Origin of the sequence: Cryobacterium sp. GrIS_2_6 (genome assembly GCF_035984545.1) — a bacterium.
Classification (GTDB): domain Bacteria; phylum Actinomycetota; class Actinomycetes; order Actinomycetales; family Microbacteriaceae; genus Cryobacterium.
On record NZ_JAXCHP010000001.1, the window covers coordinates 2779622 to 2801622 of the forward strand.

Genomic DNA, 22001 nt, shown 5'->3' on the forward strand with positions numbered 1-22001 from the left:
CCGTCAGCACCGCCTGGCCACCGCCTGCGGACGCGGCCGCGGCCAGGACCATCGTGAGGACGACCGCCACCCCCGGAAGGATGATGCGTCGATTAGAGCGCAGGATTACAGATCCGCCCGTCGCACTCATGTCAACCGTCCTTTAGCGTATTCAGCACTAGTACGCACCGTCGCTCGCAACGACTGCACGGGCTGTTTGCCACAGGATCACAAGGTCACCTGTAATCGACCAGTTCTCGACGTAGTAGAGGTCAAGCCGCACTGTGTCCTCCCATGACAGGTTGGAACGTCCGCTCACCTGCCACAGCCCCGTAATGCCCGGCTTGACGAGGAATCTGCGGTGAACGTGGCTCTCGTACTCGGTGACTTCACGCTCGAGGGGTGGCCGCGGACCCACCAGAGACATTGATCCGCCGAACACGTTGAACAATTGGGGCAGTTCATCGAGGCTGTATCGCCGCAGGAACTTGCCGATCGGTGTGACGCGCGGGTCATCCTTCATCTTGAACATGACCGTGTTTCCTTCCGCACGTTCTTCGTTCTGCAGGTCGGTGAGGAGAGCCTCTGCATCCGTGACCATGGAACGGAACTTCAGCATGCTGAAGTGAGTGCCGTTGATGCCGACCCGTTCCTGACGAAACAACACGTCGCCGGGCGTGCTCAAGCGCACGACAATGGCAATGAGAATGAGGAACGGGGAGAGCACGATAAGGAGTAGCCCTGAAGCGAGGATGTCGAAGGCACGTTTGGCGAAGAAGTTGCGTCCCTCGAAACGTGGCGTTTCCACATGGATCAACGGGAGTCCGGAGACCGGGCGTGTGTGGATCCGTGGCCCTCCGATGTCTGTGAGGCTCGGTGCGACGACGAGATGCTGCCGTCCCGGCTCCAGACCCCAACTGAGTTGACGGATACGCTCCGGAGGCAATTCGTCACTACTTGTGATCACGACGGTGTCGGCCTCAACGGCTGTCATCGCGGCCTGCAACTTGTCAAGGTTGCCGAAGACCGGAATCTCAGTGTCCGGAAGGTAACCGGCGACGTATCCGCTCGGAATGCAGGCCCCCACGACCAAGTACCCGGCCCGTGGCTGCCGGGACAGCTCGCGAGCGAGGTGCGCGGCAGAAACCTCTGATCCGACGAGGAGCACTCGGGAAGAATAGCGACCGCTCTGGCGGTGGACGCTCAGCCACTGCCGCCACATCCAGCGCGAGAGGGCCAATACGGCGAGTCCGAGGGGAAAAGCAATCAGAATGTATCCTCGGGCCAGATCGATTTGGAAGAGATACGCGACCAGGGCTACTAAACCGAATAGGCGGATGGTGCTGCCGGCAACGAGTCGGTATTCTTGCCAGCCTGTCCCCAGGACCCGATAGCCACGGGATCCATAAATCCCCAACGTGACCAGCCAGGAGGCGATCAGGACAACGGAGATCACCGTATAACTGATCGCGGTATCCGTCAGGCTGCCCCGGAACTGCACATCGGAAGCGTCGAACCCGAACCACGCGATTTGAACCCCGAATACAACCCAGACGAGCACGAGGAGGTCTGTTGTGATGAGCCGAGCCGCGTAGGCCTCGCGCCAGTTCCGATCGTCGCTGACCTTCGTTTCAGAGGCGGGCTTACCCACAGTCGCGCGATTGTTCATGTGACTCCTCGTGGCAGCGAATTATTGGCACGTTCTTCCCTGATCGAGTGACCGCCGGATGGTTTCCCCGGCGCGGACCGTGCCGACGTCCTCGGGAGCGGCTACGTTGCCTTGCAAAACCTCCGCGTGCACATCGGCAGCGAGGCAACCAGGTTCGGTGGACGCGATCGCCGCCTGCAACTGGGCGGTCAGCTGCACCCCCGCACGTTCCGAAGGACCCACCGCGGCTTCAACGTACCCCATTTGGGTTACAGAGATATTAACTACCCCGATCAGTTCTCAGTCGGGTGGCTCGATAGCGAGTGGGGCGTTCGGATGCCCATTCGCTCCTGCGTTCGATGCGCACTGGTCTGGAAACTTACGAGTGCTTACCCAAGATCACGAGGTCACTTGAGGTTCTTGATTCGGCGAGACAACTTTTCTTCCGGGACATCCTCTGTGTACCCATAGCCGTAGCCGTAGCCATAGTGACCGTAACCATACGCGTCGGGCCCTTTGGTCGGCAGCATGGTCAGGACGAGACCCGAGATGGGTGCGCCGACGTTATCCAACGCGGCCACCGCGCCTTTGAGCTGGTTCTTGTGCGTGCGACCAGCAGCGACGACGATGATCGCACCGCCAACGATCTTGGCCAGGATAGCGGCATCGGTCACGGGCAAGAGGGGTGGCGTATCGAAGATGATCACGTCGAACTGCATGTTGAACTCTTTGATGAGTGCCGCCATTCGGGCCGAGCCTAGAAGTTCGCTGGGGTTCGGCGGCATCTCGCCTGCCGGCAGCACGAAGAGATGACCTTCTCCCCACGGCTGGACCACGTCGGACAACTTGGCCCGACCGATCAGGACGTCGGTGAGTCCTACAGCGCCCTCGACGCCCATATAGTCCGCGATCTTGGGGCGGCGAAGGTCGGCATCGACTAACAGAACACGAGAACCGGCATCCGCAAGAGCGATCGCCAGGTTGGCTCCGGTCGTGCTCTTACCCTCGCTTTCGATCGAGGAGGTAATGACAAAGCTACGATCCGGGCGACCGACGTCCAGAAACTGAAGGTTCGTTCGCAGCGAACGGAACGACTCAGCGCGAGGGCTGCGCGGGTCGACGTGCACAATAAGTGGGCGCTCTGCTGCTTTTGAGTCGAACACGATGCCCCCGAGAATGGGAACGTCCGTCACTTGCTTCACATCGCGCTCGTTGCGAATGCGGGTTTCGAGAGTCTCCCGCAGCACGGCAAAACCTACGCCGAGAACAATCCCAATGAGTCCTCCGAGTGCGATGTTCAAGGGCACGTTCGGGCTCACGGGAGTGGATGGCACGTCGGCCTGCTGAGCCCTGGTCAATTTGACCGGTGAAACAGAACCTGTTTCCGCCGGTGTTTCGATGTCCTGCACGACTGCAGTGAGGCTCTGAGAAGTCGCGTTAGCTATATCGGCAGCCCGAACAGGATTGGTGTCGGTCACAGTGATTTCGATGATCGAGGTGTCGAGCGGAGCGCTGGCCGTAATCCTCTGGGACAGTGACTCCGAGGTGACGTTGAGACCGAGCGTTCCAATCACAGGCAGGAGCACGATGGGTGTCGCAACCAGATCGGAGTAGGTCTTGACGCGCTGAACCGTAAAGCTGTTGCCCTGAACCAAGTCCTGAGCGGTGCCGGTCGATTGCGTGGACACGAACACTTTTGATGAGGCGCTGAAGACTGGCGTCGCCGTAAGCGAGTATGCCGCCGCCGCGCCGACACCCACAAGCAGTAGTAGGACGATGAGCACCCAGCTCTTGCGCAGGATCCGAATATAGTCGCGAAGTTCCACCCAGCGGCCTTTCTGTGACGTGCTCTTACTGGTCCGAGTTCCCGTACCCCCCCTTATGGTGCCACACGCACAGTCGAGAGAAGAACCCGGCAGCCTCGCACGGGCGCGACTTAACGAGCCCGAAACCTCGCATCGGCGGTCACCAGAGAGCGGAATCGCAGGTTGGCGCCGTTTTGGCGACCAATATCGGGTTCACCCCGGGAGTACTCTCGGCTTCCAGTTCGCCTTCGAATTTTTCGGCGCCGAGCCAGCCAAAATCGAGTACAGCACTCGCCCCCGGAGCCAGTTCAACGGTTGACGAACTCACAGGATAGGTCGAATCCGTAGCTGGGTGATAGCCGATGACGGCTCCGTCGCGAACGACGCCAAGCGGCTGCATGTCGGGCGCGCCATACACGGACAGGATGGTCTTCACGTTTCCGGGCTGGACTCCGAATGAACCGCCACCGGTGACGTATTCCGGCAGCGAAGTCGCGGCATCCGCGTGCGCCGTGTTCGTCAAAGTGACCGTGACCACGTAGTGGGGTCGACCATCCTGCCGGCAGGTGACCTGGCCGAGGCCGAGCTTCGCGTCCAGGTACGTGTCCATCTTGGCGCCGGTCGCGTCGTTCAAATAGACACCGAACCGCTTCGCTGTGGCGTCACTGACGGGCAGATTGCCAGCCAGCGTCGTGCCGGCCAGTACGGACTGGTCATCGTCATGGGAACTCCAGACGAGCACGCGCCGCTCTACACCCGCCTGTCCGAGCGCCTTGATCAGGGCAACCGGGTCAGCATCTCCGCTGGCGACTCCCGAGAAAACCGATGCCGCGGCGGCGGCGAAGAACTTGTCCTGGAGTGCGGAACTCTTATATCGCGCGTACACGTCTGTAAGCAGCAGCTTCACTGCATTTTCCGAATTCAAAACGTCGCCCGTCGGTAACGTTATCGGCCCGGTGGCCTTCAGTAGATAGCTGAGCGCCACCGGATCGATCGAGATCACACCGTCAGCCTCGACCCCGAACTGCCGTTTCCACATTTCGCGGGCAATCTGTCCCGAGAGCGGGAAGTTGGGCGTGAGGGTCACATCCTGGATGAACGTGCCGGTGATATCTCCATAGAGTCCCCGGGTCTCCATCGGGAGATCGAGGACGGGCTTGTCGTACTTCGGGAAGTCAGCGCTGGAGGCCTGCTGCGCCAGACTGAGGTGTCCATTCTCCGTATGAAGCAACGCAACCGCTCCAGGGATTCCACCCGATGCCCGGAGTTCAGCCGGGTTCTGAAATAGCAGCACGTAGTTGCGAGGCCCGGCGGCACCCAACATATTTGGCACAACTCGCACGGCGCGATCCAAGATCGTGACGCTCTCGGCTGCCTTTTCAACGGCCGATGACAGTCGGTCGGCGGCACTTGAAACGACTGCAAGGGTGCCGGATGTGTCGATTGACTGCACCGTGTGTTCGGCGTCCTGGAGCGCGGCGCTGGCTTCGGCGATGCCCGGCTGAGCATCGAGAAGGGGCTGCACGTTGATGGATCCATCGACGGGCTTGAAGTCCTTGAGCTTGACCGAGCCGGCGATCTTCGTCAGCGGCCCGACCGCGTTTTGCGAGATGTCATCGACCGCCGCCGCGAGCTCCCGCACCGCGGTGAGGTTCGCGCCCACAACCGGAACAACCTCGAAGGCTCGCCATATCGGGTCGCTGGTCAGGTCCGCCGCGTTAGATGAATGACTGGCCAAGCTATCGAACGTCGTCGCCGCACTAGGCGCATCGCCAGCTACAACGTCGCTTTGAACCTGCGCGGCGAGTGGAATGGCACTCTCGAGTTCGCCCTTTGCAAGATACGCGCGCGTACCCACCCAGGCCAGTGCCGCCATGACGAGAAGTACGGGAATGCCCACCCAGAGCAGCAGTCGACGGGCCCGGGGCCGTCGGGCAGTGGCACGGCGGGCCGAGTGCGAAGGAGACATTGACCCAGTTAACCAGACATGGTGGTTGCGCCCGAAGCCCAGACGTCTTCAACTCAATGAACGTCTGGCAATAACGACGCCGGGCCCCGAACTTGCATTCGGGGCCCGGCGGGAAGCGCGTCCCAACTGTTACCAGTGCGCGAGGAAATTACGCGTTCGCGCGCTGGCGACGAACGATACCGAGAACGACGACGAGCGCGATGCCGAGGAACAACGCGCCGGCTGCACCCCAGATCAGCACGATCGGGGCGCTGTAACCGGTGCTGGCGAGGGCCTGGGCAGATCCGGCGTCAGCAGCGACGACGGTGATCGTCGAGGTGCCGACGAGACCGGACGTGGCGCCGGTTGCGGTGAGCGTGTAGGAGCCGGTCGCGTCGGTCGGCAGGGTGACCTTGACGCTGACGGCGCCAGCAGCGGTCGCGGTCTTGGAGATCGTGGTGGTAGCGGCCTTCACGACCGAGAGGGTGGCAGTTCCGGAGCCGGAGACGGCAATCGAAACGGTCTCGCCATCGGTGAAGGAACCATCGGTGAAGCCGACGGTAACCGTGCTGCCCGCGGTGGCGGTTCCGGTGACGGTGTCGTTGGCGTCGGGCACGTAGCCGGCTGCGTTAGCAGCGGCCGGTACCGCGAAGACTGCCATAATCGCGAGCGCTGCCGCTGCGAGAGCTTTTTTAGCCATGATGAGTTCCCCCTAGTAAAAGTTGATTGTTGTGCCGACGGATGCAAGCGTCGTTGAGAGCACTTCTTCACCATACGGCAGATTCACAGGTCAGGAGGCAAAAGAGTTTCACTCGGCCGTCCAGCCGTCACTGCGAAGCCACGTACGAGAAAGCATGTGTTTTTGGGCTCACGACCCGGGAACAATTCGTCGTCCAGCGAATGACGGTCGCTCTTTCGGGGGCGCCCGTTCCGGCCGGATGCCGCTCATTAGCTGGGATTCAGAGCCATCGCTCCCAGCGTGACAACTGGTGTCGCCCGGGGAGAACAGATCGTGAGGCCCGCGACTTCCAGGAGTCCACAGCGCCAAACAAGTGAGTTTCAGGTAGCACCCTACGCACTGCCGCCATCTCCGATGCACCCGTGACCCCATGACTGGGGGTAAGCACTTTAGGGGAATTTTGCCCCCGGTCGCCTATTTCCGAAGATCGTCCGCATGTTCGCGATACCACTTCACGGTGGAACGCAGCCCCGCCTCCAGCCCGATTCTGGATGTCCAGCCCTCGCCGGCCAGCTTGGACACGTCGAGAAGCTTTTGCGGAGTTCCATCGGGCTTGCTGATGTCCCACTCAGTCGTGCCGGTGAATCCGACAACGCCCGCGATTGTGTCTGCGATTTCCGCGATGGTGACGTCGCTCCCGGTACCGACGTTCACCTGGGATGGCCCGTCATAGTTCTCCAACAAGTGCAGGCATGCTGCCGCCATGTCATCGACGTGGAGGAATTCTCGGCGAGGAGTTCCAGTGCCCCAGTTCACCACCGTTGCGGCACCCGATTTGGCCGCGTCGTCGTAGCGACGGATGAGGGCCGGAAGCACGTGCGAGCCGGTCAGCGAGAAGTTGTCGCCAGGACCATAGAGGTTCGTCGGCATGGCGGAGATCCAGGGCAGTCCGTATTGGCGTCGGATGGCCTGGATCTGCAGGATGCCGGCGATCTTTGCGATCGCATAGGCGTCATTGGTGGGCTCAAGATACCCGGTTAGGAGGGACTCCTCCCGGATCGGTTGCGGCGCCATCCTCGGGTAGATGCACGAGGACCCCAGGAAGAGCAACCTTTCGACGCTGTGCTCCACCGCCGCGTCGAGAACGTTGACCTGGATGCGCAGGTTCTCGCTCAAGAAATCGACGGGGTACGTGCTGTTCGCAAGGATTCCGCCCACCTTTGCAGCCGCGAGAACCACGTACCGCGGTTTGGTCTCGGCAAAGAACGCGAAGACCGCATCGCGGTCCTTCAGATCGAGTTCTGAGGAGGTACGCCCGATCAGCCCGGTGAAGCCCTCGGCTTCGAGATTGCGCCAGATCGCGGACCCGACGAGTCCACGATGGCCGGCCACGTAGAAACTCGATGATCGATCGAGCGGCGCAGCCTCGAATGGTTCCCGATCCTGAGTTCCGGATGTCATCGGACGCCCGCCGTCGCGAGCGCTGTTCCCCAGCTCTCGAGTTTGACCTCATCGATCCAACGGCTGCCCGAGTGCTCGAGCGCCTCGATGTCGGCATTGACCATAATTCGAGCCAGTTGCGCGGTATCCACGGTGGCTTTCCAGCCGAGTTTGGCTTCAGCTTTGGATGCGTCGCCCACGAGGGCGTCGACCTCGGTCGGGCGCAAGTAGCGCTCGTCAAATCGGACGTGGTTCTCCCACTTGAGCCCGGCGTGACTGAAGGACGTTTCAACGAAGTCGCGAACGGTGAAGTTGCCACCGGTTGCGAGCACGAAGTCATCGGGTTCGTCAACCTGCAACATTCGCCACATGCCTTCGACGTACTCGGCTGCGTAGCCCCAGTCGCGGATGGAATCGAGGTTTCCGAGGTATACGTGGTCCTGAGTGCCGGCCTTTATCGCGGCGACAGCCCGTGTGATCTTGCGCGTAACGAAAGTCTCACCGCGGCGAGGGGATTCGTGGTTGAACAGGATGCCATTAACCGCAAACATGCCGTAGGCCTCACGGTAGTTCTTCGTGATCCAGTAGCTATAGACCTTGGCGGCACCATACGGAGACCGGGGATAGAACGGGGTTTCTTCATTCTGCGGTGGCGGCGTGGCGCCAAACATTTCGGAGCTCGAGGCCTGGTAGAAGCGCGTCTGAATGCCAGACATGCGCACAGCTTCCAGCAAGCGAATGGTCCCCATTCCCGTCGTATCGGCGGTGTGCTCAGGCTCATCGAACGATACCCGCACATGGGATTGTGCAGCGAGGTTGTAAACCTCATCGGGCTTGATTTTGTTAAGTAGGGTCACCAGACGGCTTCCGTCGCTCAGGTCACCGTAGTGAAGGAAGAGACGAGCCTCCGGATCGTGAGGATCAACATATAGATGATCGATGCGCGACGTGTTGAACGTGGACGCCCGACGGATGAGGCCGTGGACCTCATACCCCTTCAGCAGGAGCAGTTCTGCTAGATATGAACCGTCCTGGCCCGTTATTCCTGTTATGAGTGCGCGCTTGGTCATTGGTCCCCCAGATAAGATTGCTCGCAACAACAGCGCGATTACCGGGCTTTTTTTGTTGCAACATCCTCCAGCATGTTAGCAAAACCTGCGATTGCCCTTTCCTCCCCCAGCACGTCCCGGCGAAACTGACGGCCGTTGTTCCCGAACGCCTCTGCCTTTTCGGGGTGTTCGCGCAGGTTTAGGCACACCGTCACGAGCGCGCCGGGGTCTCCCGATTCAACGACAAAACCCCCGTCAGCGGCCTGCAATTCTGCGGCGGTAATTCCGTCGGGACCGGTTGCCGCGACCACCGCACGACCTGAATCGAAATAGGAAGTTAGCTTGCTGGGGACAGACATCCCTGATACTCCTGGTTTTTCGTTTATAAGCAATATGTCGGCAGACGCCAGCACGGCCTGAAAATCCGAGTCGGCTACGGGGTCGATGAATTGAAGTCTCTTCACACCAGAGCCGATCAGTTCTAGATGCTCACGCTGGTTGCCATCACCGAGAAGTACGAATCGAATCGGAAGATTCGCGTCATCGCACAACCGGGCGGCCGCGATTACATTTTCCAGGCCCTGCTTGGCACCCATATTGCCGGCGTGCAACACGACTGTTTCGTCAGCGTCCCAGCCGAAACCGGAGCGCACGGCCGCGACGTCGCGGTCGGGCGCCGACGCCAGATGCGTCCAGTTCCTTACAACTTGAATTCGCTGAGCTTCGACGCCAAGAGATTCTCGGGCGTATATCGCGAACCGCTCGTGAATCACCACAACCTTGCTCGCCGCCCTAAGCGTCATTGCTTCCACCCATGTCATGATCGCCGCTACCGATCTACCGCCGGCCCCAATTTCTGTAACACCGAGTGAGTACAGGTCCTGGACCCACACAACAACGGCTGGCCGGCTCGGACTCAATCGCGCCCTGAGGACAGCGATGGCAGTCGCGAAGAGCGCGGGTGACACGAGAACCACGACGTCCGGGCGTCCCCACGATTCGAACAAAACTCGGATCCCGAAGGAGACCTCTGAAAGTAGACGGCGCACCGCATTCGGCTTGGATGGAACGTAATGCCGCAGTCGGGTCACGTGGACGCCATCAACGAGCTCTCTTCGGACCCAGGCACCGTAGCCCGTGCGGATGACCCATTCTGGATAGTGCGGGTGACCCGTAATTACGAGCGTGGAAAGATCCTTCGCCAGGAGCCCCCGAGCCAACGACCCCGTATAGGGGGCATTGCCCGTAGTTTCAGGCGGGAAGTGAAGACCTATGATTGTTATTCGGGGATTCGATGGCATCGTTTGAGGCTATTCGATCAATGCAAGGCTAAAGTTCGGGGGCTCAGCCATCGACGAGGCAACGTCCGCTCGTTCAGCATTGCCGATAGTCGATCTTGCGGCAGCTCCTGGCGAACGATCAACGTGGGATCGTCCGCGAGCAGTCGTATACATATGGGCGATTGCCGAGCTGGTCTTCGTCACAAATCCGTGGCAAATTAGCTCGCGACTGCGAATTCTGGTTCTCCGTGTCTTTGGCGCCGAGATCGGTCAGAGAGTTATCTTCCGGCCACGAACCAGGGTTAGATTTCCATGGAAACTTCACATTGGCGACCAGTCTTGGATCGGTGAAGGCGTGTGGTTCCACAACCAGGATCACGTATACGTGGGTCATGACGTCGTCATCTCTCAAGAAACTTTTGTTACCACGGGAAGCCACGCACACCGCAGAGATATGGCTCTTATCACTCGGCCTGTCCATATTTCTGATGGCGTTTGGATAACAGCGCGCTGCATTGTCTTGGGCGGAGCAGAAATTGGCGTTTCGGCAATTGTCACGCCGATGACTGTCGTGAGCGGCAAAGTCGGGCCTGGGACTATCGTTTCCGGACCTACCGCAGAGGTCGTCGGAATGCGTTTTGCATAATCTCAGCTGGAAAGAATTTTGGGTTCGGGCGGTTCGTTGGAAACGCCGACAAAGCCAGTTCCAGACCCACGTGACGTTCCGACCCTCTATCGACGCTGCGCCATTGAGAATCGTCAACGTCGTCACTCTAGCCAGCCAGTCCGGCCGATACGGCGGTCCGCTCGAGGTGGCGCTTAGCCAGACTTCAATCGCAGCCGAACTCGGGTTTGAATCAGTATTGGTTTGCGGATTCGTCGGTGGCGACTACCCGCAAGCGCTGTCGCTCAGAGGCGACGTCCGTTTGCGCAGAGTTCATCAGCTGATTCCGAAATCCAATTTCACTGGGCTGCATTCATGGGCGCTATTCCGAAGCCAAGTCCGAGAGATTCGAGTCGCGGACATCGTACATATTGGCATATCGAGAGAATTCGTACCGATATCGGCCCTCCTCATCGCGCGAATATACAGAAAAAACATTGTGCTTCAGCCGCACGGAATGTTGACCTCTCGAACGAGCGTGGCCCATCACGCTGTAGACCTATTCCTACGCCCAGCAATTGGCTTCCACGCGACATTTGCAGCTCTCACTGTCGTTGAGGCGAACCAGCTCCGTTCCTGGGCAGGAGGTCTTAAACCACGTATTTTCATCCTCGGCAACCCAGTGCCGGACGACGTGGCAACACTGACGGACTGCACTGAGTCCGACGGCAATATGCACGAAGTGCTGTTCCTCGCTCGACTTCACCCACGGAAGCGAGTTGGTCTCTTTCTAGATGCAGCACATTTTGCGGAAGACGCGGGCTGGAATGACCACTACGTGGTCGTGGGACCAGACGAGGGCGAATTGCCCCTAGTCCTCTCTGCTCAAGCACGGTCGCGAAATATCTGTTACGAGGGTCCGCTGGCAGGCGCCGAAGTCACGCGTCGGATTCAACGGGCCAAGGTATTCGTGCTGTCCTCTGAGAACGAACCATGGGGCCACGCGTTGACCGCAGCCCTCGCACTTGGCAAACCTGTCGTAGTGACTGCGTCAACGGCACTGTCTAGTGACATTGAGAAATTTGGAGCGGGGCGGGTAGTCAGTGACGATAGCCCTCACGCTTTGGCCCGCGCTGTTCACGAATTATTGGACAATCCGGAGCATTATCAGTCCGCGCAGGCTGGCGCAACAAGGCTTACCGAGGCACTGCTCAACTCCCAGCACTACAACGACTCGCTTCGCGGACTATACGCACAGCGATTCGCCAAGGGGACGACTGGTCATGAATGATTTTGACGACGGCGCACTAACGCTTGTGCCAATAGAAGCTGCAGGGGGATCCCAATCGAATTTCATGGTCCGACCACAGGAATACGGCAAATCCCGAACCTGCTCTGGGTTACCAACGTTGCCGCCCCCTATCGACGCCCAGTCTGGGACGCTCTCGCAAAACAGGTCAACTTGACCGTTGCGCTACTCGAGAGCAATCGTCGCCTACTCCGGGACGGGCGCAGGGGATCGGACTGGGCCAGCTTCGAAAGTGCAAACTACGCAATGGAGCATGTTCCGACATTCAGGATTGCGATCGGGGAATCCACGTACTTCGCAATTCGTGGAACCCTCCGGATGCGTGCCGGTGAATACTCCGCCGTTCTACTCGGCGGCTGGGAGTCTCCGGCCTTCTGGCAGGCTCTCTTCCTCGCTAGACGCCTACATATTCGAAGTGTCGGGTTTTACGAGTCCACGCTTCGCACAAATCGATTCAGGAGAGGCCCCATTTCCTGGGCGCGGGCCTGGTTCTTCCGAAGACTCGACGGTGTTGTCGTACCTGGGGAGGCAGCCGAGCAAGCAGTTCTAGCAATGGGGGTCAATCCAAGCAATATTTATGTCGGCTTCAACGCAATCGACGTGAGCCGTTTCCACCTCGAAAGCTCTCAGCGGCGAGAGACAACGGCGCAGGTAGCAGAAATCGGACACCGCTTCATCTACGTCGGTCAGCTAATTCCACGCAAGAATCTGACGGCAATGATGGAGGCTTTTGCCCGAATGCGAGAGCCGTCGGACCAACTCACGATCCTTGGGTCGGGGGAGTCGGAATCCGAGCTGAAAGCACTCGGAGCATCGCTCAAGATCCTGCCTCAACTGACCTTCCTAGGGGACCTTCCCAATAGTGAAATCCCAGCCCTTCTAGCCAGCCAGGACACTCTGATTCTCGTTTCAATTGAGGAAGTTTGGGGACTGGTCATCAATGAAGCGCTGGCTTCTGGTATACACGTCGTTGTCAGCGACGTATCCGGTGTCGCGGCCTCCGTCGCCAGAATGACCGGTGTCTTCATTTGCGGGATCCAACCGGACGCTATCGAGGGCGCTATGCGACGCAGCAAGGAAGGCTGGAAGGGTCCGATCTTCAACCCGGAGATCCTGACGCATACTCCGGTGGCGTTCGCGGAAGTCTTCGCGATCGCCCTCCACGTTGAGCAAGGCTCTACGGCGACCAAAGCGGAAAGTAAACTCGGATGAAGGTACAACCTCTCAGCAGAGTCAAGAGTGTTCTTTGGCCAGTCTCAACATGGTGGAAGAAATGAACCCCGGGGAACTGCTCAGCCCACAAGCTTCATTTCTGGAAGAGAACTTCCTCTTACATGAGGCTGGTCCCCGTTGAAGCGATATTTGTCTCTCTTGTTCGGCGAATTCCGCATCTCGATCATGCGAACTACATGTTGCTTTGCGATGGGGCGCAAAATCCTTGTGGGTAGAGGATTCCGCATTATTGGCCTGCAAAATGTTGCCCTACTCGCCGGCGCACGCCTATCGTTGGGCACTCTTCCCTACGGATTCGCCGATTCCAAAGAGCGCGGGATTTTGCGCATTCGGGGTCGACTATCCGTTGCACAGGGGGTTGCGATCGGCGTCGGGAGCCGCCTAGATGTTGGCTCAGGAGCGAAATTAGAGATCGGCGAGAACACGTATCTTTCCCCTGGCGTCAAAGTAATAATCACGAAGGGGCTCCTCTTCGGAAATGGCTGTGCCGTCGGATGGAACGCCCAGTTCTTAGATAGTGACTTCCACCAGATCGGCTCGATAGGCGAGCCATTTTCGGAGATGGCGGCGCCGATCAAGATCGGGCATCATGTCTGGATTGGCAGCCATGCCAAGGTATTCAAAGGAGTGACCATCGCTGACGGGTGCGTCGTCGCTGGAAACTCGACCGTCACAAAGAGTTTTGAAATTCCGAATTCGCTTATTGGTGGCACTCCGGCTCGTGTCCTGCGCGCCAATATCCGGTGGAGGTAAGCCGACTCACCCGAATCGCTACCTCCATGTTTCTCGACCCATCGCAGATCACCAACGGGCGTGGCGCCGACGGGGAGACAACGGGGTCAGTTTGCAGGGTGCCGATTCAGATGGTTCCCCTTGTTCGGGGGGTTGAACCGGGCATCAACCAGGCCCGTTGCCACGTAGGCTCGAAATTATGTCTTGGGGGAATCAAAATCGCATGTATAACCTTCAGCTGAAATTCATCGCGCTTTGCGTTCCTGTGGTTTGCCTGGTGACGCTCGGCGCTATCAATGCCACAGTGGTTATCCCCATCGCAGTCGGGCTCTCGGTAGCCTTACTCGTATCCCTGCGCTGGTCCGGTTTAGTCGCGCCGCTACTCATAGTCTGCGCGCTGCCCCTGATGCGGCCAAGCATCCTCGGCGAGAGCACCTCACTACTTGCTGCCGTCCTCGTCGGCGCCGCCGCGCTCATCACCGTTGTTGAGGACCACGGCCGTGTAAAACTCTTCGGAAGAGACTCTGCCCCGCTGCGGCGGGTCTCGCTGTGGGCCGGCTTGGCTTACTTGTGGTTACTTGTGAGAGCGGCCTTGTTTGATCCTCAGTCCGCTGTTGTCACCATCGCGCAAGGCGGAGCATTGTTGGTCGGGACGGTGTTATTCGCATCCATCGTGCTCGCCGATCCCAGACGCGCGCGAACGGCGGGCCGACTCTTTGTAAGCCTCATTGCAGCACTCTCGCTGTCGTACGTAGTGACGTTCGCAGTGTGGTCTGTGGGCGGCATGGGGAGCGGACAGGTTGCGCAGATAACAGTCGGCTCTTGGCCCGGCCTCCAACCCGTTTACTTTCCCTTCACCCCAACCCTTAGTCAATCAAATATCAATGGAATAGTTATTCCGCGATTCGTCGGCATTGGGCGGGAACCCGGTTGGATGGCTCTCTACAGCGCGGTAGCCTTCTTTCTTGCCCCAGCGGTCGGCTGTAAGAGCAAGTGGCTGCGCCTAGTTATTCTTGTCTCGATCATCGCACCACTCTCTACCGCAGGGTTCGGGTCCTTCGCAGTTGCAGCGGTAGTCGCCTGGATCGTGTCGCGTCGGGCCAAGACGGCATTGGGAGGCTACATCCGGCTGGCCTTCTCTGCAGCCCTCCTCGGATTTTCCCTTTGGCTCGCCATCGTCGCCCCGGTCCTCGGGTTATCTGCAAAAGCCAGTCTCAACATCGTTTCTCTGGACGAGCGCACCGCGGCCACCCTCGACGGGCTACACGCTCTCTTGACCTCGCCGTTCTCGGGCGGCATACAATCGAGCAACATCGGAGCAGTCAATCTGATCGCAGCGATTGCGTCATTCGGCGTCCCGTTCTCTTTCGCGATCGCGTTGGCGATTCTTTCCCCGCTCATAGGCCGTTGGCAATTACTCGCACCGATCGCTACAGTCATCTTCATCACACTAATCGCCTCCCAGCCGGCCCTCGATTCAACCGCTGTCTTCATGCTGGTTGCTTTGGCAGTAGCTCAATTTCGGACCCCCGACTCGGCCGAAGTCCCCGAGGCAGCGGTGACGGCGTTCACTGCCAGCGTTCCACTGTTAACGCCGACCGAAAATAGGGCCAGTATCGCCGATTGAAAACAGGGCCACCGACCATTATGGAAGGTGATCAATATGGATGATTGGGCGAAGATACGCCAACTGTTTTCCACGGGCCAGTACTCGAAGCGGGAGATCGGCCGGCTCGTCGGGGTGTCCCGGGGAACGGTGGATCGGGCGTTGGAAACGGACCGGCTCCCGAAGTACCAGCGGCCCGCGGTCGGGTCGAGTTTTGATGCGTTCGCCCCGCAGGTTCGGGTGTTGTTGGCCGTGACGCCGACGATGGCCGCGTCCACGCTCGCGGAGCGGGTTGGCTGGCTCGGGTCGGCGTCGGTGTTCCGGGACAAAGTCGCGGGGATCCGGCCGGAGTACGTGCCGCCGGACCCCGCGGACCGGCTCGTGCACGAGCCCGGACAGCAGGTCCAGTGCGACTTGTGGTTCCCGCACGAGGACCTCCCGCTCGGCCACGGGCAGCAGGGCGCGCCGCCGGTGCTGGTGATGACGTCCACGTTCTCCGGGTTCTTCCAAGCCCTGATGCTGCCGTCTCGGAAAACACCGGACCTGCTCGGCGGGATGTGGTCCCTGCTCCAGGCCGCCCGCGCGGTCCCGCGACGGTTGCTCTGGGACAACGAGTCCGGCATCGGCCGCGGCAAGCTCACCGAGCCTACTGCCGCGTTCGCGGGCACCCTCGGCACCGAGGTCAAGCTCCTCAAGGCCCGGGATCCGGAGTCCAAGGGTATGGTCGAGCGGCGGAACCGGTTCTTCCGGTCCTCGTTCATGCCGGGCCGGGTGTTCGTGTCCCCGCAGGACTTCAACGAGCAGCTCGCGTCCTGGCTGCCGGTGGCCAACGCGCGTCACTCCCGGTCCCGGCGCGCCCGCCCGGTCGACCTGATCGACCAGGACCGGGCCGCGATGCGCCCGTTGTCGCCGGTGGCGCCGGACGTGTTGTTCCGGAACACGGTGCGTCTGCCGCGGGATTACTACGTCAGGGTGCACTCCAACGACTACTCCGTCGCGCCGGCCCTGATCGGCAGGCTCGTGGACGTGACCGCTGACCTTGAGCAGGTCCACGTCGCCCACAACGGTGTCACCGTCACCTCTCACGACCGGGCCTGGGCCCGGCAGCTGACCATCACCGACCCCGACCATGTCATCCAGGCGGCCGTGCTCCGGCGTCAGTTCCAGAGCCTGCACCGCCATCACCGGCCCCAGGCCCACGTCGCGTTCGTCGAGTCGGCGAGCCTGTCGGACTATGACGATGTGTTCGGTGTCGATATCGGTCCCGGCCTGATCGAGTTGGGGAGGCTCGCGTGAGCGGCGCGGCGTCTCAGATCGAGTACTACGCCCGCGCGTTGCGCGCCCCGAGGATCGGTGACGCGTTCCGGCGCCTGGGCGATCAGGCCCGCGACGCGGGCTGGTCCCACGAGGAATACCTTGCCGCGGTCCTCTCCCGCGAGGTCTCGGAGCGGGAAGCGTCCGGCGCGGCCCTGCGGATCAAAGCGGCCCGGTTCCCCGGCCACAAGACCCTAGAGGACTTCAACTTCGATCACCAGCCCTCCGCGGACCGGAACCTGATCGCCCACCTCGGCACGAGCGTGTTCGTCACAGAGGCGAAGAACATCGTGCTCCTCGGGCCGCCCGGCACGGGCAAGACCCACCTCGCCGTCGCTCTGGGCGTCCAGGCCGCCAAACACGGCCACCGTGTCCTCTTCGACACCGCGACAGGCTGGGTCGCCCGACTCCAAGAGGCCCATTCCCGCGGCAAGCTCGCCGCGGAACTGATCCGGCTCCGCCGTTACAGCGTGCTGATCTGCGACGAAGTCGGCTACATCCCGTTCGACCAGGACGCGGCGAACCTGTTCTTCCAGCTCGTCGCGAGCCGCTACGAACACGCGTCCTTGATCCTGACGAGCAACCTGTCATTCGGACGCTGGGGCGAGGTCTTCGGCGACCCCACCGTCGCGTCCGCGATGATCGACCGCATCGTCCACCACGCCGACGTCCTCAGCCTCAAAGGCAACAGCTACCGGCTCAAAAGCCACCAGCCCGCCGCCGATACGGCATAGTAGAAACACACATGGTGGTCCTGCTTTCAAACGGCACTATTGGCCCTGTTTTGGGTCGGCGTCAACATCCACACGAGGCCCACCCAAGAATGGCCCCGGTAGATCGACTTGATGTTCCAATGGACGGGCACATGTTCCGGTAAGGAGCCGCGCACCGAGAGCGCCCTGCGGGCGTCCATTAGGAATGGATCCGATGATCTGAGCGAGTGCATGATCGTCGGTGCCTTCGGAGGACTTTTCGAGGAGTCAGAATACGGCTTACAGAATCTCGATTCGCTGACGAGGTGCCTTAGGCAGGTTAGAACCGCGCAATGCGCGATAGCTCTCCCGCTCCGCATTCTTGTAGAAGTCGTTGAGGAAGTCGAATCGGCTCTGTTGAACGATTGAACGCAGAGCTCGGGTGGAACCTGCATCTAACGGCGAAGAAAAGGAAATCGATGTATATCCACTTCTCCAACTCCGCTCGCCCCAGGCTCGTGCGGCCAGATCGTGGTCATCATCGCCAAGAAAAAAGTGGTCTGCATCAAGACCACCAAGAGCCTCATACCGTGCTTTTTCAAAGGCGAGGGGCCCGCGCATGACCGTTTCGTGCAAGTACACCCATCGCCTCTCCAAACTCACGGCGGGAAGTTCAATCAGGTTACCGACACGACCCACTGAGTTGGAAAGCGCGAGTTCCCAAGCAGAAGCCGCATACCAGCCGCGGCGTCTATGAACGGCCCGATAGGCGAGGTAGGCAAGTGATCTCGACTTTCCCAAGAGCATGGCACGAGTCGAACGTCGACCTGGATAGTCAAGGCTGTGCGCGCCCCTTCCGCTCAACAGGAACAGGCTCGGAACCGCCTCGAGCACTTCAACCATTGTGCTGTCAAATGAAACTTCGTCGATGAGCATGTCAGCTTGAATTTCGATCACGTACGCGCCTGATGACAGCGCAATACCGATCGAGTCGCATATGGTCTCAAATAGACCGTTTGGGGTCAGGACGATAGTGACGCCGCTCACTGAGCCTTGCGAATAGTCCAAGTTCTGGGCCCAGGAAGCCACTTCCTCGGCTGATCCATCCGTACAATCGTCCAAAACTACAACGAATTCGCCTTGAAGTTTCGACGAGGTTCTAGCGGCCTCTAGATTTGTTCGGATGCGCGTGACCTGGTTGTGAACCGGGACTACAAACGAAACGACTGCCGAACGCTCAGCAACGTATCCGTAACGCACGATCCTTAGCGGGCTGCTCGGGTCGAATGCGCCGGAATGTTCAACGAGGTCCCCGAGGACAGCTTCCGTCTCCGTGGTGGAGGGGTCATATGGCAAGGTATTGATTCTTACTCCTTAGGACGTAGAACCGAGGCGATGACGTCGTCATAAGCCTGTCGACACTGCACGATCCCGGAAACTGCCCGTACCTGCGTCGCATTGGCATAGGCGCGCGCGACACAGTCTGTGAAGGAACTCACCACGATCTCGAGCGCTGCAGCCGCCGCCAGAGGATCACCGTCGTCGAAGACGGCGGCGGGTAGGTGGTCGGGCAATGTTAAAGCCACACTCTTCGAACAAACAATCGGCACTCCGACGGCAGCAGCCTCTAGGAGACCAATGCTGTGGGCTTCGCGGGTTGATGTATGAAAGTAGATGTCTGTTTCTAGAAGCACTTGGCCGGCGACGGTGGTTGGTCCACGAAACGAGATCGGTGAAAGCGTGGGAAGGTGATATTTCCTGCGAGCATCCTCATCGAAGGGGCCCCACCAATCAAATTCGACGTCACCGTGAATCTTCAAGAATTCCTCGGCAGCAGAAATCCAGAGGCGTGGCTCTTTTTGATCGGTAACGCGCGCAATCTCTGAAATCCTGCGAACCCTGCTTGCGTGAAATTCCTTCAGCGGCAACTTATCTGAAATTCCGTTTGGAATCACCGAGACAGGAACTCGATCAGAAAAATGTCGCCGATAGTCCGCTGCTTGGCCAGCGCTCACAGTAACGACAGCTGCGGTCCACCTCCTTAGGATCTTCTCCGCAATAAGGAGTTTGAGAGCCTTGTGGTCGTCTTGTGCACTGTGAATGACGGAAATCACAGGAATACTTCGAAGAAATTGAGACCGAGCGTACACGCCTGGTATCGCAGAGTGGGCAACTATTACTTCCGGGCCAAAGAAACGGATCTCTTTGCGAAGCTCACTCCACCGACGGAAGCGCCCTCCCGCCCTGCCTGGATCGACGTAAACCGTTTTGGCGACGATTCCTTCGTCTTCCCAAGCGTCTTGGAGAGCTGCGACGAGTGATTCCGCCCCACCAATTCGGGGGCTCAATAGAACTTGAAGAATACGAATACTCAAGCGCGGCGACCCTTCCACCTTGTCGGATGGCTTCGGAGCGCAACGAGCGTTAGACCGATCAGCGGGAGCAACTGAACACTGGATGATGCCAATGCTGCGCCCACGGCACCAAATACAGCGGTGAGTGAGGCCACGGCCGCGAGTTGGGCGACAGCCGCGACAAACAAGATGTAGGAGACAATTCTGTCCTTGCCCCGTGCCTGCAAAAAGACAGCCAAAGTCTGATTTGCGATTCCGGGGATTGTCCCCAATGCGAGAAGTTGAAGCACGGGAATCGCGCCGTCATAGTCCGAACCGAGCAGGAGGGGGACAGCGAAAGGAGCTAGACAGACCGCCAACAGGGCGCCACCCATAGCGGTTAGAGGCAACCACAGTGCCCGCCTAATTGTTGGCCAGGCGATCTGCCAAGTTGTCGCAGCAGCCACAAATGGAACAGCTGCCGATGAAAATGCGTTCGTCAAGAGACCCAAGGGTTGAGTCCACCGGTTGACCGCGCCAAAGATTCCGACCGTGTGCGACCCACCTATGCCGCCGATTACCTGCATCTCAAGTGACTGAATACCACCGGCGACACCTGCAAGGCCATAGTACTTCGAGCCCCTCCAGGGGTTGACGGTAATTCTCCAGCCAAGCATCAGCCGCTCACCGCGAGGCAGGAGAGCCAAGCAGAGAATTGACCCTACACAAGAACCGACGAAAAGTGAGCACCAAAGGGCGGTCAACGCATCAACACGGACTACATATACCAACGTGGCCAAAGTGACCAATCCTGCCATTCGATCCGCGAGCACAGTAATCGAGACGATGCCAATTTTGCCCAGCCTTCGTGGCCCAACTTGCGCCGTCTGGGACGTCAGAGTTGCGAGTGCGATCGGGCCTGAGACCCAAAGCGACTGGTCCGGCACGAAGACAAGAGCTGAAGTCCACATTGAGAGCGAGATCGCGGCAATTCCAATTTTCGCTGACGCTCGATCGCCCAGCTGGATGGTGTTCAGTCGGCCGCTCGCTCCCTCACGAATCCAGAGCGAATTCGATCCGAAGTCCAAGAATGTGCAGACTGTCATTCCCAATGCGATCGCAACGATTATCGATCCATAGTCTTCTGGGCCGCTGAGCCTAGCAACGAGAATGTACATCGCCGCGAGAACAACTTGCGCGATGCCCGTAGCGCCGGCGAGACCAACGGACTTCAGTCCGATTCCCGCACTCCGCGCTGGGACATTCGCTCGATCCTCTACGTTGCGCTCCGTGCGGCTCAAAGTAGCGACTCCACAAAGCCAGTAACGCCCAAATCCCGAACTCGCTCTGGGCGGGGCAGGATGCGGCATTCCCTCATCGCCGCTGACATCGGCCCAATCGATAGTTCACACCACGTAGCAGACTCTGGATACTTAGCAACGTCTCGCCGAAGCGACGATGCACCAGCGGCCAGGATGCGGGTCCCACACGCGGCAGCCTTTCCTAGAAGCCCGCTCGGACCCTCGTTGGAATGCGCAAGAACAACGCAGTCTAGAAGTCCGACGGCCGCATCGAGGTCCCGCTCTTCGAGGATCCCGTCCACGACCCGAACCTGTACGCCCGTCGTCGTCAACGTCGCGATGAGGTATTCGAGCGCCGAGCGCGCATCCTCGTCAACGCGGCCGGCCACGAGAAGCCCAACGGGCGTACCACCCATCCGCTTTACAGCGTCAGCAACGAAAGAGAGGTTCTTGCGGACGGAGATGACACCAAGAACTCCGAACCAGTAAAGGTCGGAATCCATGTCCCACGCCTTGGCGACGCGCATCTTGTCCTGTTCGTCCGCATGAATCGTAACCGGATCGAGGGCAACTCGCACCTTGGATGTGCCCGCCCACGTCGCGCTCTTCAGCAGCGAAAGTCGGACGTTCGAAGTTCGACGGGCGCGAGCAAAGAAGTATGACCTAAGGAGCGTCTTTGCGAGTTGGACTCCGGGCAGACGTTGAGGTTGCGCGCGCTCCCTCATGACTAGAAGAGACACCTCTCCGGAGCCTGCCCAGGATCCAGCACGCCCAAGTTCGATCGCGAATCTATCGCCGTCGGGAATTACCGTGAGGGTTGCTCCCACTACCCGTGAGAGTCGTTCGACCTCGCCCTGACTAAAGTCCGTCGTTTCAAGTACCGTTACACGGTTGAGTAGGTCGCGGAGGTGAATCTGCGTTTCCGCACCCGATTCTGTGGCCTTTCCGAGAACTAGACATACTCTGCGCCCCAGCAGGAGGCAGTGTTCAGCCAGAATCCGAACGTAGTACAAGCGGTGACCGTCAGGATTCTTTTCTACGATCATCGT

At 59.6% G+C, this 22001-nt stretch carries 17 protein-coding genes; 6 read left to right on the forward strand and 11 right to left on the reverse strand.

All coding sequences use genetic code 11. The features are described 5' to 3' along the window. Positions 1-157: 157 nt before the first annotated feature. The 7 genes from RCH22_RS13675 to RCH22_RS13705 all read right to left on the reverse strand — a co-directional run bounded on the left by RCH22_RS13675 (position 158) and on the right by RCH22_RS13705 (position 9849). Positions 158-1648 carry a sugar transferase gene (locus RCH22_RS13675; protein WP_134564251.1) on the reverse strand — a complete coding sequence of 497 codons (1491 nt, stop codon included), beginning with the start codon at positions 1646-1648 and terminating at the stop codon, positions 158-160. A 386-nt stretch (positions 1649-2034) separates the two neighbouring features. After that, on the reverse strand, positions 2035-3453 hold the full coding sequence (locus RCH22_RS13680; RefSeq protein ID WP_327014423.1) for a polysaccharide biosynthesis tyrosine autokinase: 1419 nt from the start codon (positions 3451-3453) through the stop codon (positions 2035-2037). A gap of 139 nt (positions 3454-3592) precedes the next feature. Next, the gene (locus RCH22_RS13685) at positions 3593-5332 is read right to left on the reverse strand and encodes a DUF4012 domain-containing protein (protein WP_327014424.1); all 1740 of its coding nucleotides are present in this window, start codon (positions 5330-5332) and stop codon (positions 3593-3595) included. 217 nt (positions 5333-5549) lie between these two features. After that, entirely contained in the window at positions 5550-6080 is a 531-nt protein-coding gene (locus RCH22_RS13690) for a sortase (RefSeq protein WP_134564254.1), read from the reverse strand. Between the two features lie 453 nt (positions 6081-6533). Continuing rightward, entirely contained in the window at positions 6534-7520 is a 987-nt protein-coding gene (locus tag RCH22_RS13695) for a GDP-L-fucose synthase (RefSeq protein WP_327014425.1), read from the reverse strand. Beyond that, positions 7517-8569 carry a GDP-mannose 4,6-dehydratase gene (gene gmd, locus RCH22_RS13700; RefSeq protein WP_327014426.1) on the reverse strand — a complete coding sequence of 351 codons (1053 nt, stop codon included), beginning with the start codon at positions 8567-8569 and terminating at the stop codon, positions 7517-7519. The genes RCH22_RS13695 and gmd overlap by 4 nt, the downstream gene beginning before the upstream one ends. Before the next feature lie 38 nt (positions 8570-8607). Further along, positions 8608-9849: a glycosyltransferase gene (locus RCH22_RS13705; RefSeq protein WP_327014427.1), complete on the reverse strand. Its 1242-nt coding sequence runs from the start codon at positions 9847-9849 to the stop codon at positions 8608-8610. 728 nt (positions 9850-10577) lie between these two features. Between RCH22_RS13705 and RCH22_RS13710 the strand changes: the two genes are divergently transcribed. The 6 genes from RCH22_RS13710 to istB all read left to right on the forward strand — a co-directional run bounded on the left by RCH22_RS13710 (position 10578) and on the right by istB (position 17360). After that, positions 10578-11723 (forward strand): glycosyltransferase, encoded by a 1146-nt coding sequence (locus tag RCH22_RS13710; RefSeq protein ID WP_327014428.1) that lies wholly within the window; start codon positions 10578-10580, stop codon positions 11721-11723. Positions 11724-12059: 336 nt separating this feature from the next. Then, positions 12060-12953, forward strand: coding sequence for a glycosyltransferase (locus tag RCH22_RS13715; protein ID WP_327014429.1), 894 nt, complete (start codon positions 12060-12062; stop codon positions 12951-12953). Positions 12954-13112: 159 nt separating this feature from the next. Continuing rightward, positions 13113-13727, forward strand: coding sequence for an acyltransferase (locus RCH22_RS13720; RefSeq protein WP_327014430.1), 615 nt, complete (start codon positions 13113-13115; stop codon positions 13725-13727). A 202-nt stretch (positions 13728-13929) separates the two neighbouring features. Next, a complete protein-coding gene (locus tag RCH22_RS13725; RefSeq protein WP_327014431.1) occupies positions 13930-15333 on the forward strand; it encodes a hypothetical protein in 1404 nt (467 codons plus the stop codon). A gap of 36 nt (positions 15334-15369) precedes the next feature. Further along, the gene (locus tag RCH22_RS13730; RefSeq protein WP_327012612.1) at positions 15370-16608 is read left to right on the forward strand and encodes an IS21 family transposase; all 1239 of its coding nucleotides are present in this window, start codon (positions 15370-15372) and stop codon (positions 16606-16608) included. Next, the gene (gene istB, locus RCH22_RS13735; protein ID WP_327012613.1) at positions 16605-17360 is read left to right on the forward strand and encodes an IS21-like element helper ATPase IstB; all 756 of its coding nucleotides are present in this window, start codon (positions 16605-16607) and stop codon (positions 17358-17360) included. Before RCH22_RS13730 ends, istB begins: the two co-directional genes overlap by 4 nt. A gap of 258 nt (positions 17361-17618) precedes the next feature. Here the strand turns inward: istB and RCH22_RS13740 are convergent, their stop codons facing one another. The 4 genes from RCH22_RS13740 to RCH22_RS13755 all read right to left on the reverse strand — a co-directional run bounded on the left by RCH22_RS13740 (position 17619) and on the right by RCH22_RS13755 (position 21998). Then, positions 17619-18365, reverse strand: coding sequence for a hypothetical protein (locus tag RCH22_RS13740; RefSeq protein WP_327014432.1), 747 nt, complete (start codon positions 18363-18365; stop codon positions 17619-17621). A gap of 320 nt (positions 18366-18685) precedes the next feature. Then, positions 18686-19693 carry a glycosyltransferase gene (locus tag RCH22_RS13745; protein ID WP_327014433.1) on the reverse strand — a complete coding sequence of 336 codons (1008 nt, stop codon included), beginning with the start codon at positions 19691-19693 and terminating at the stop codon, positions 18686-18688. Continuing rightward, positions 19690-20829 carry a polysaccharide biosynthesis C-terminal domain-containing protein gene (locus RCH22_RS13750; RefSeq protein ID WP_327014434.1) on the reverse strand — a complete coding sequence of 380 codons (1140 nt, stop codon included), beginning with the start codon at positions 20827-20829 and terminating at the stop codon, positions 19690-19692. Before RCH22_RS13750 ends, RCH22_RS13745 begins: the two co-directional genes overlap by 4 nt. A gap of 119 nt (positions 20830-20948) precedes the next feature. After that, the gene (locus RCH22_RS13755; RefSeq protein WP_327014435.1) at positions 20949-21998 is read right to left on the reverse strand and encodes a hypothetical protein; all 1050 of its coding nucleotides are present in this window, start codon (positions 21996-21998) and stop codon (positions 20949-20951) included. Positions 21999-22001 lie beyond the last annotated feature (3 nt).

Coding starts and splice junctions, on each gene's coding strand:
- RCH22_RS13755 (WP_327014435.1), bottom strand. CDS start 21,998: ATGATCGTAGAAAAGAATCCTGACGGTCACCGCTTGTACTACGTTCGG.
- RCH22_RS13750 (WP_327014434.1), bottom strand. CDS start 20,829: ATGTACATTCTCGTTGCTAGGCTCAGCGGCCCAGAAGACTATGGATCG.
- RCH22_RS13715 (WP_327014429.1), top strand. CDS start 12,060: ATGCGTGCCGGTGAATACTCCGCCGTTCTACTCGGCGGCTGGGAGTCT.
- RCH22_RS13675 (WP_134564251.1), bottom strand. CDS start 1,648: ATGAACAATCGCGCGACTGTGGGTAAGCCCGCCTCTGAAACGAAGGTC.
- RCH22_RS13705 (WP_327014427.1), bottom strand. CDS start 9,849: ATGCCATCGAATCCCCGAATAACAATCATAGGTCTTCACTTCCCGCCT.
- RCH22_RS13690 (WP_134564254.1), bottom strand. CDS start 6,080: ATGGCTAAAAAAGCTCTCGCAGCGGCAGCGCTCGCGATTATGGCAGTC.
- RCH22_RS13730 (WP_327012612.1), top strand. CDS start 15,370: ATGGATGATTGGGCGAAGATACGCCAACTGTTTTCCACGGGCCAGTAC.
- gmd (WP_327014426.1), bottom strand. CDS start 8,569: ATGACCAAGCGCGCACTCATAACAGGAATAACGGGCCAGGACGGTTCA.
- RCH22_RS13725 (WP_327014431.1), top strand. CDS start 13,930: ATGTATAACCTTCAGCTGAAATTCATCGCGCTTTGCGTTCCTGTGGTT.
- RCH22_RS13695 (WP_327014425.1), bottom strand. CDS start 7,520: ATGACATCCGGAACTCAGGATCGGGAACCATTCGAGGCTGCGCCGCTC.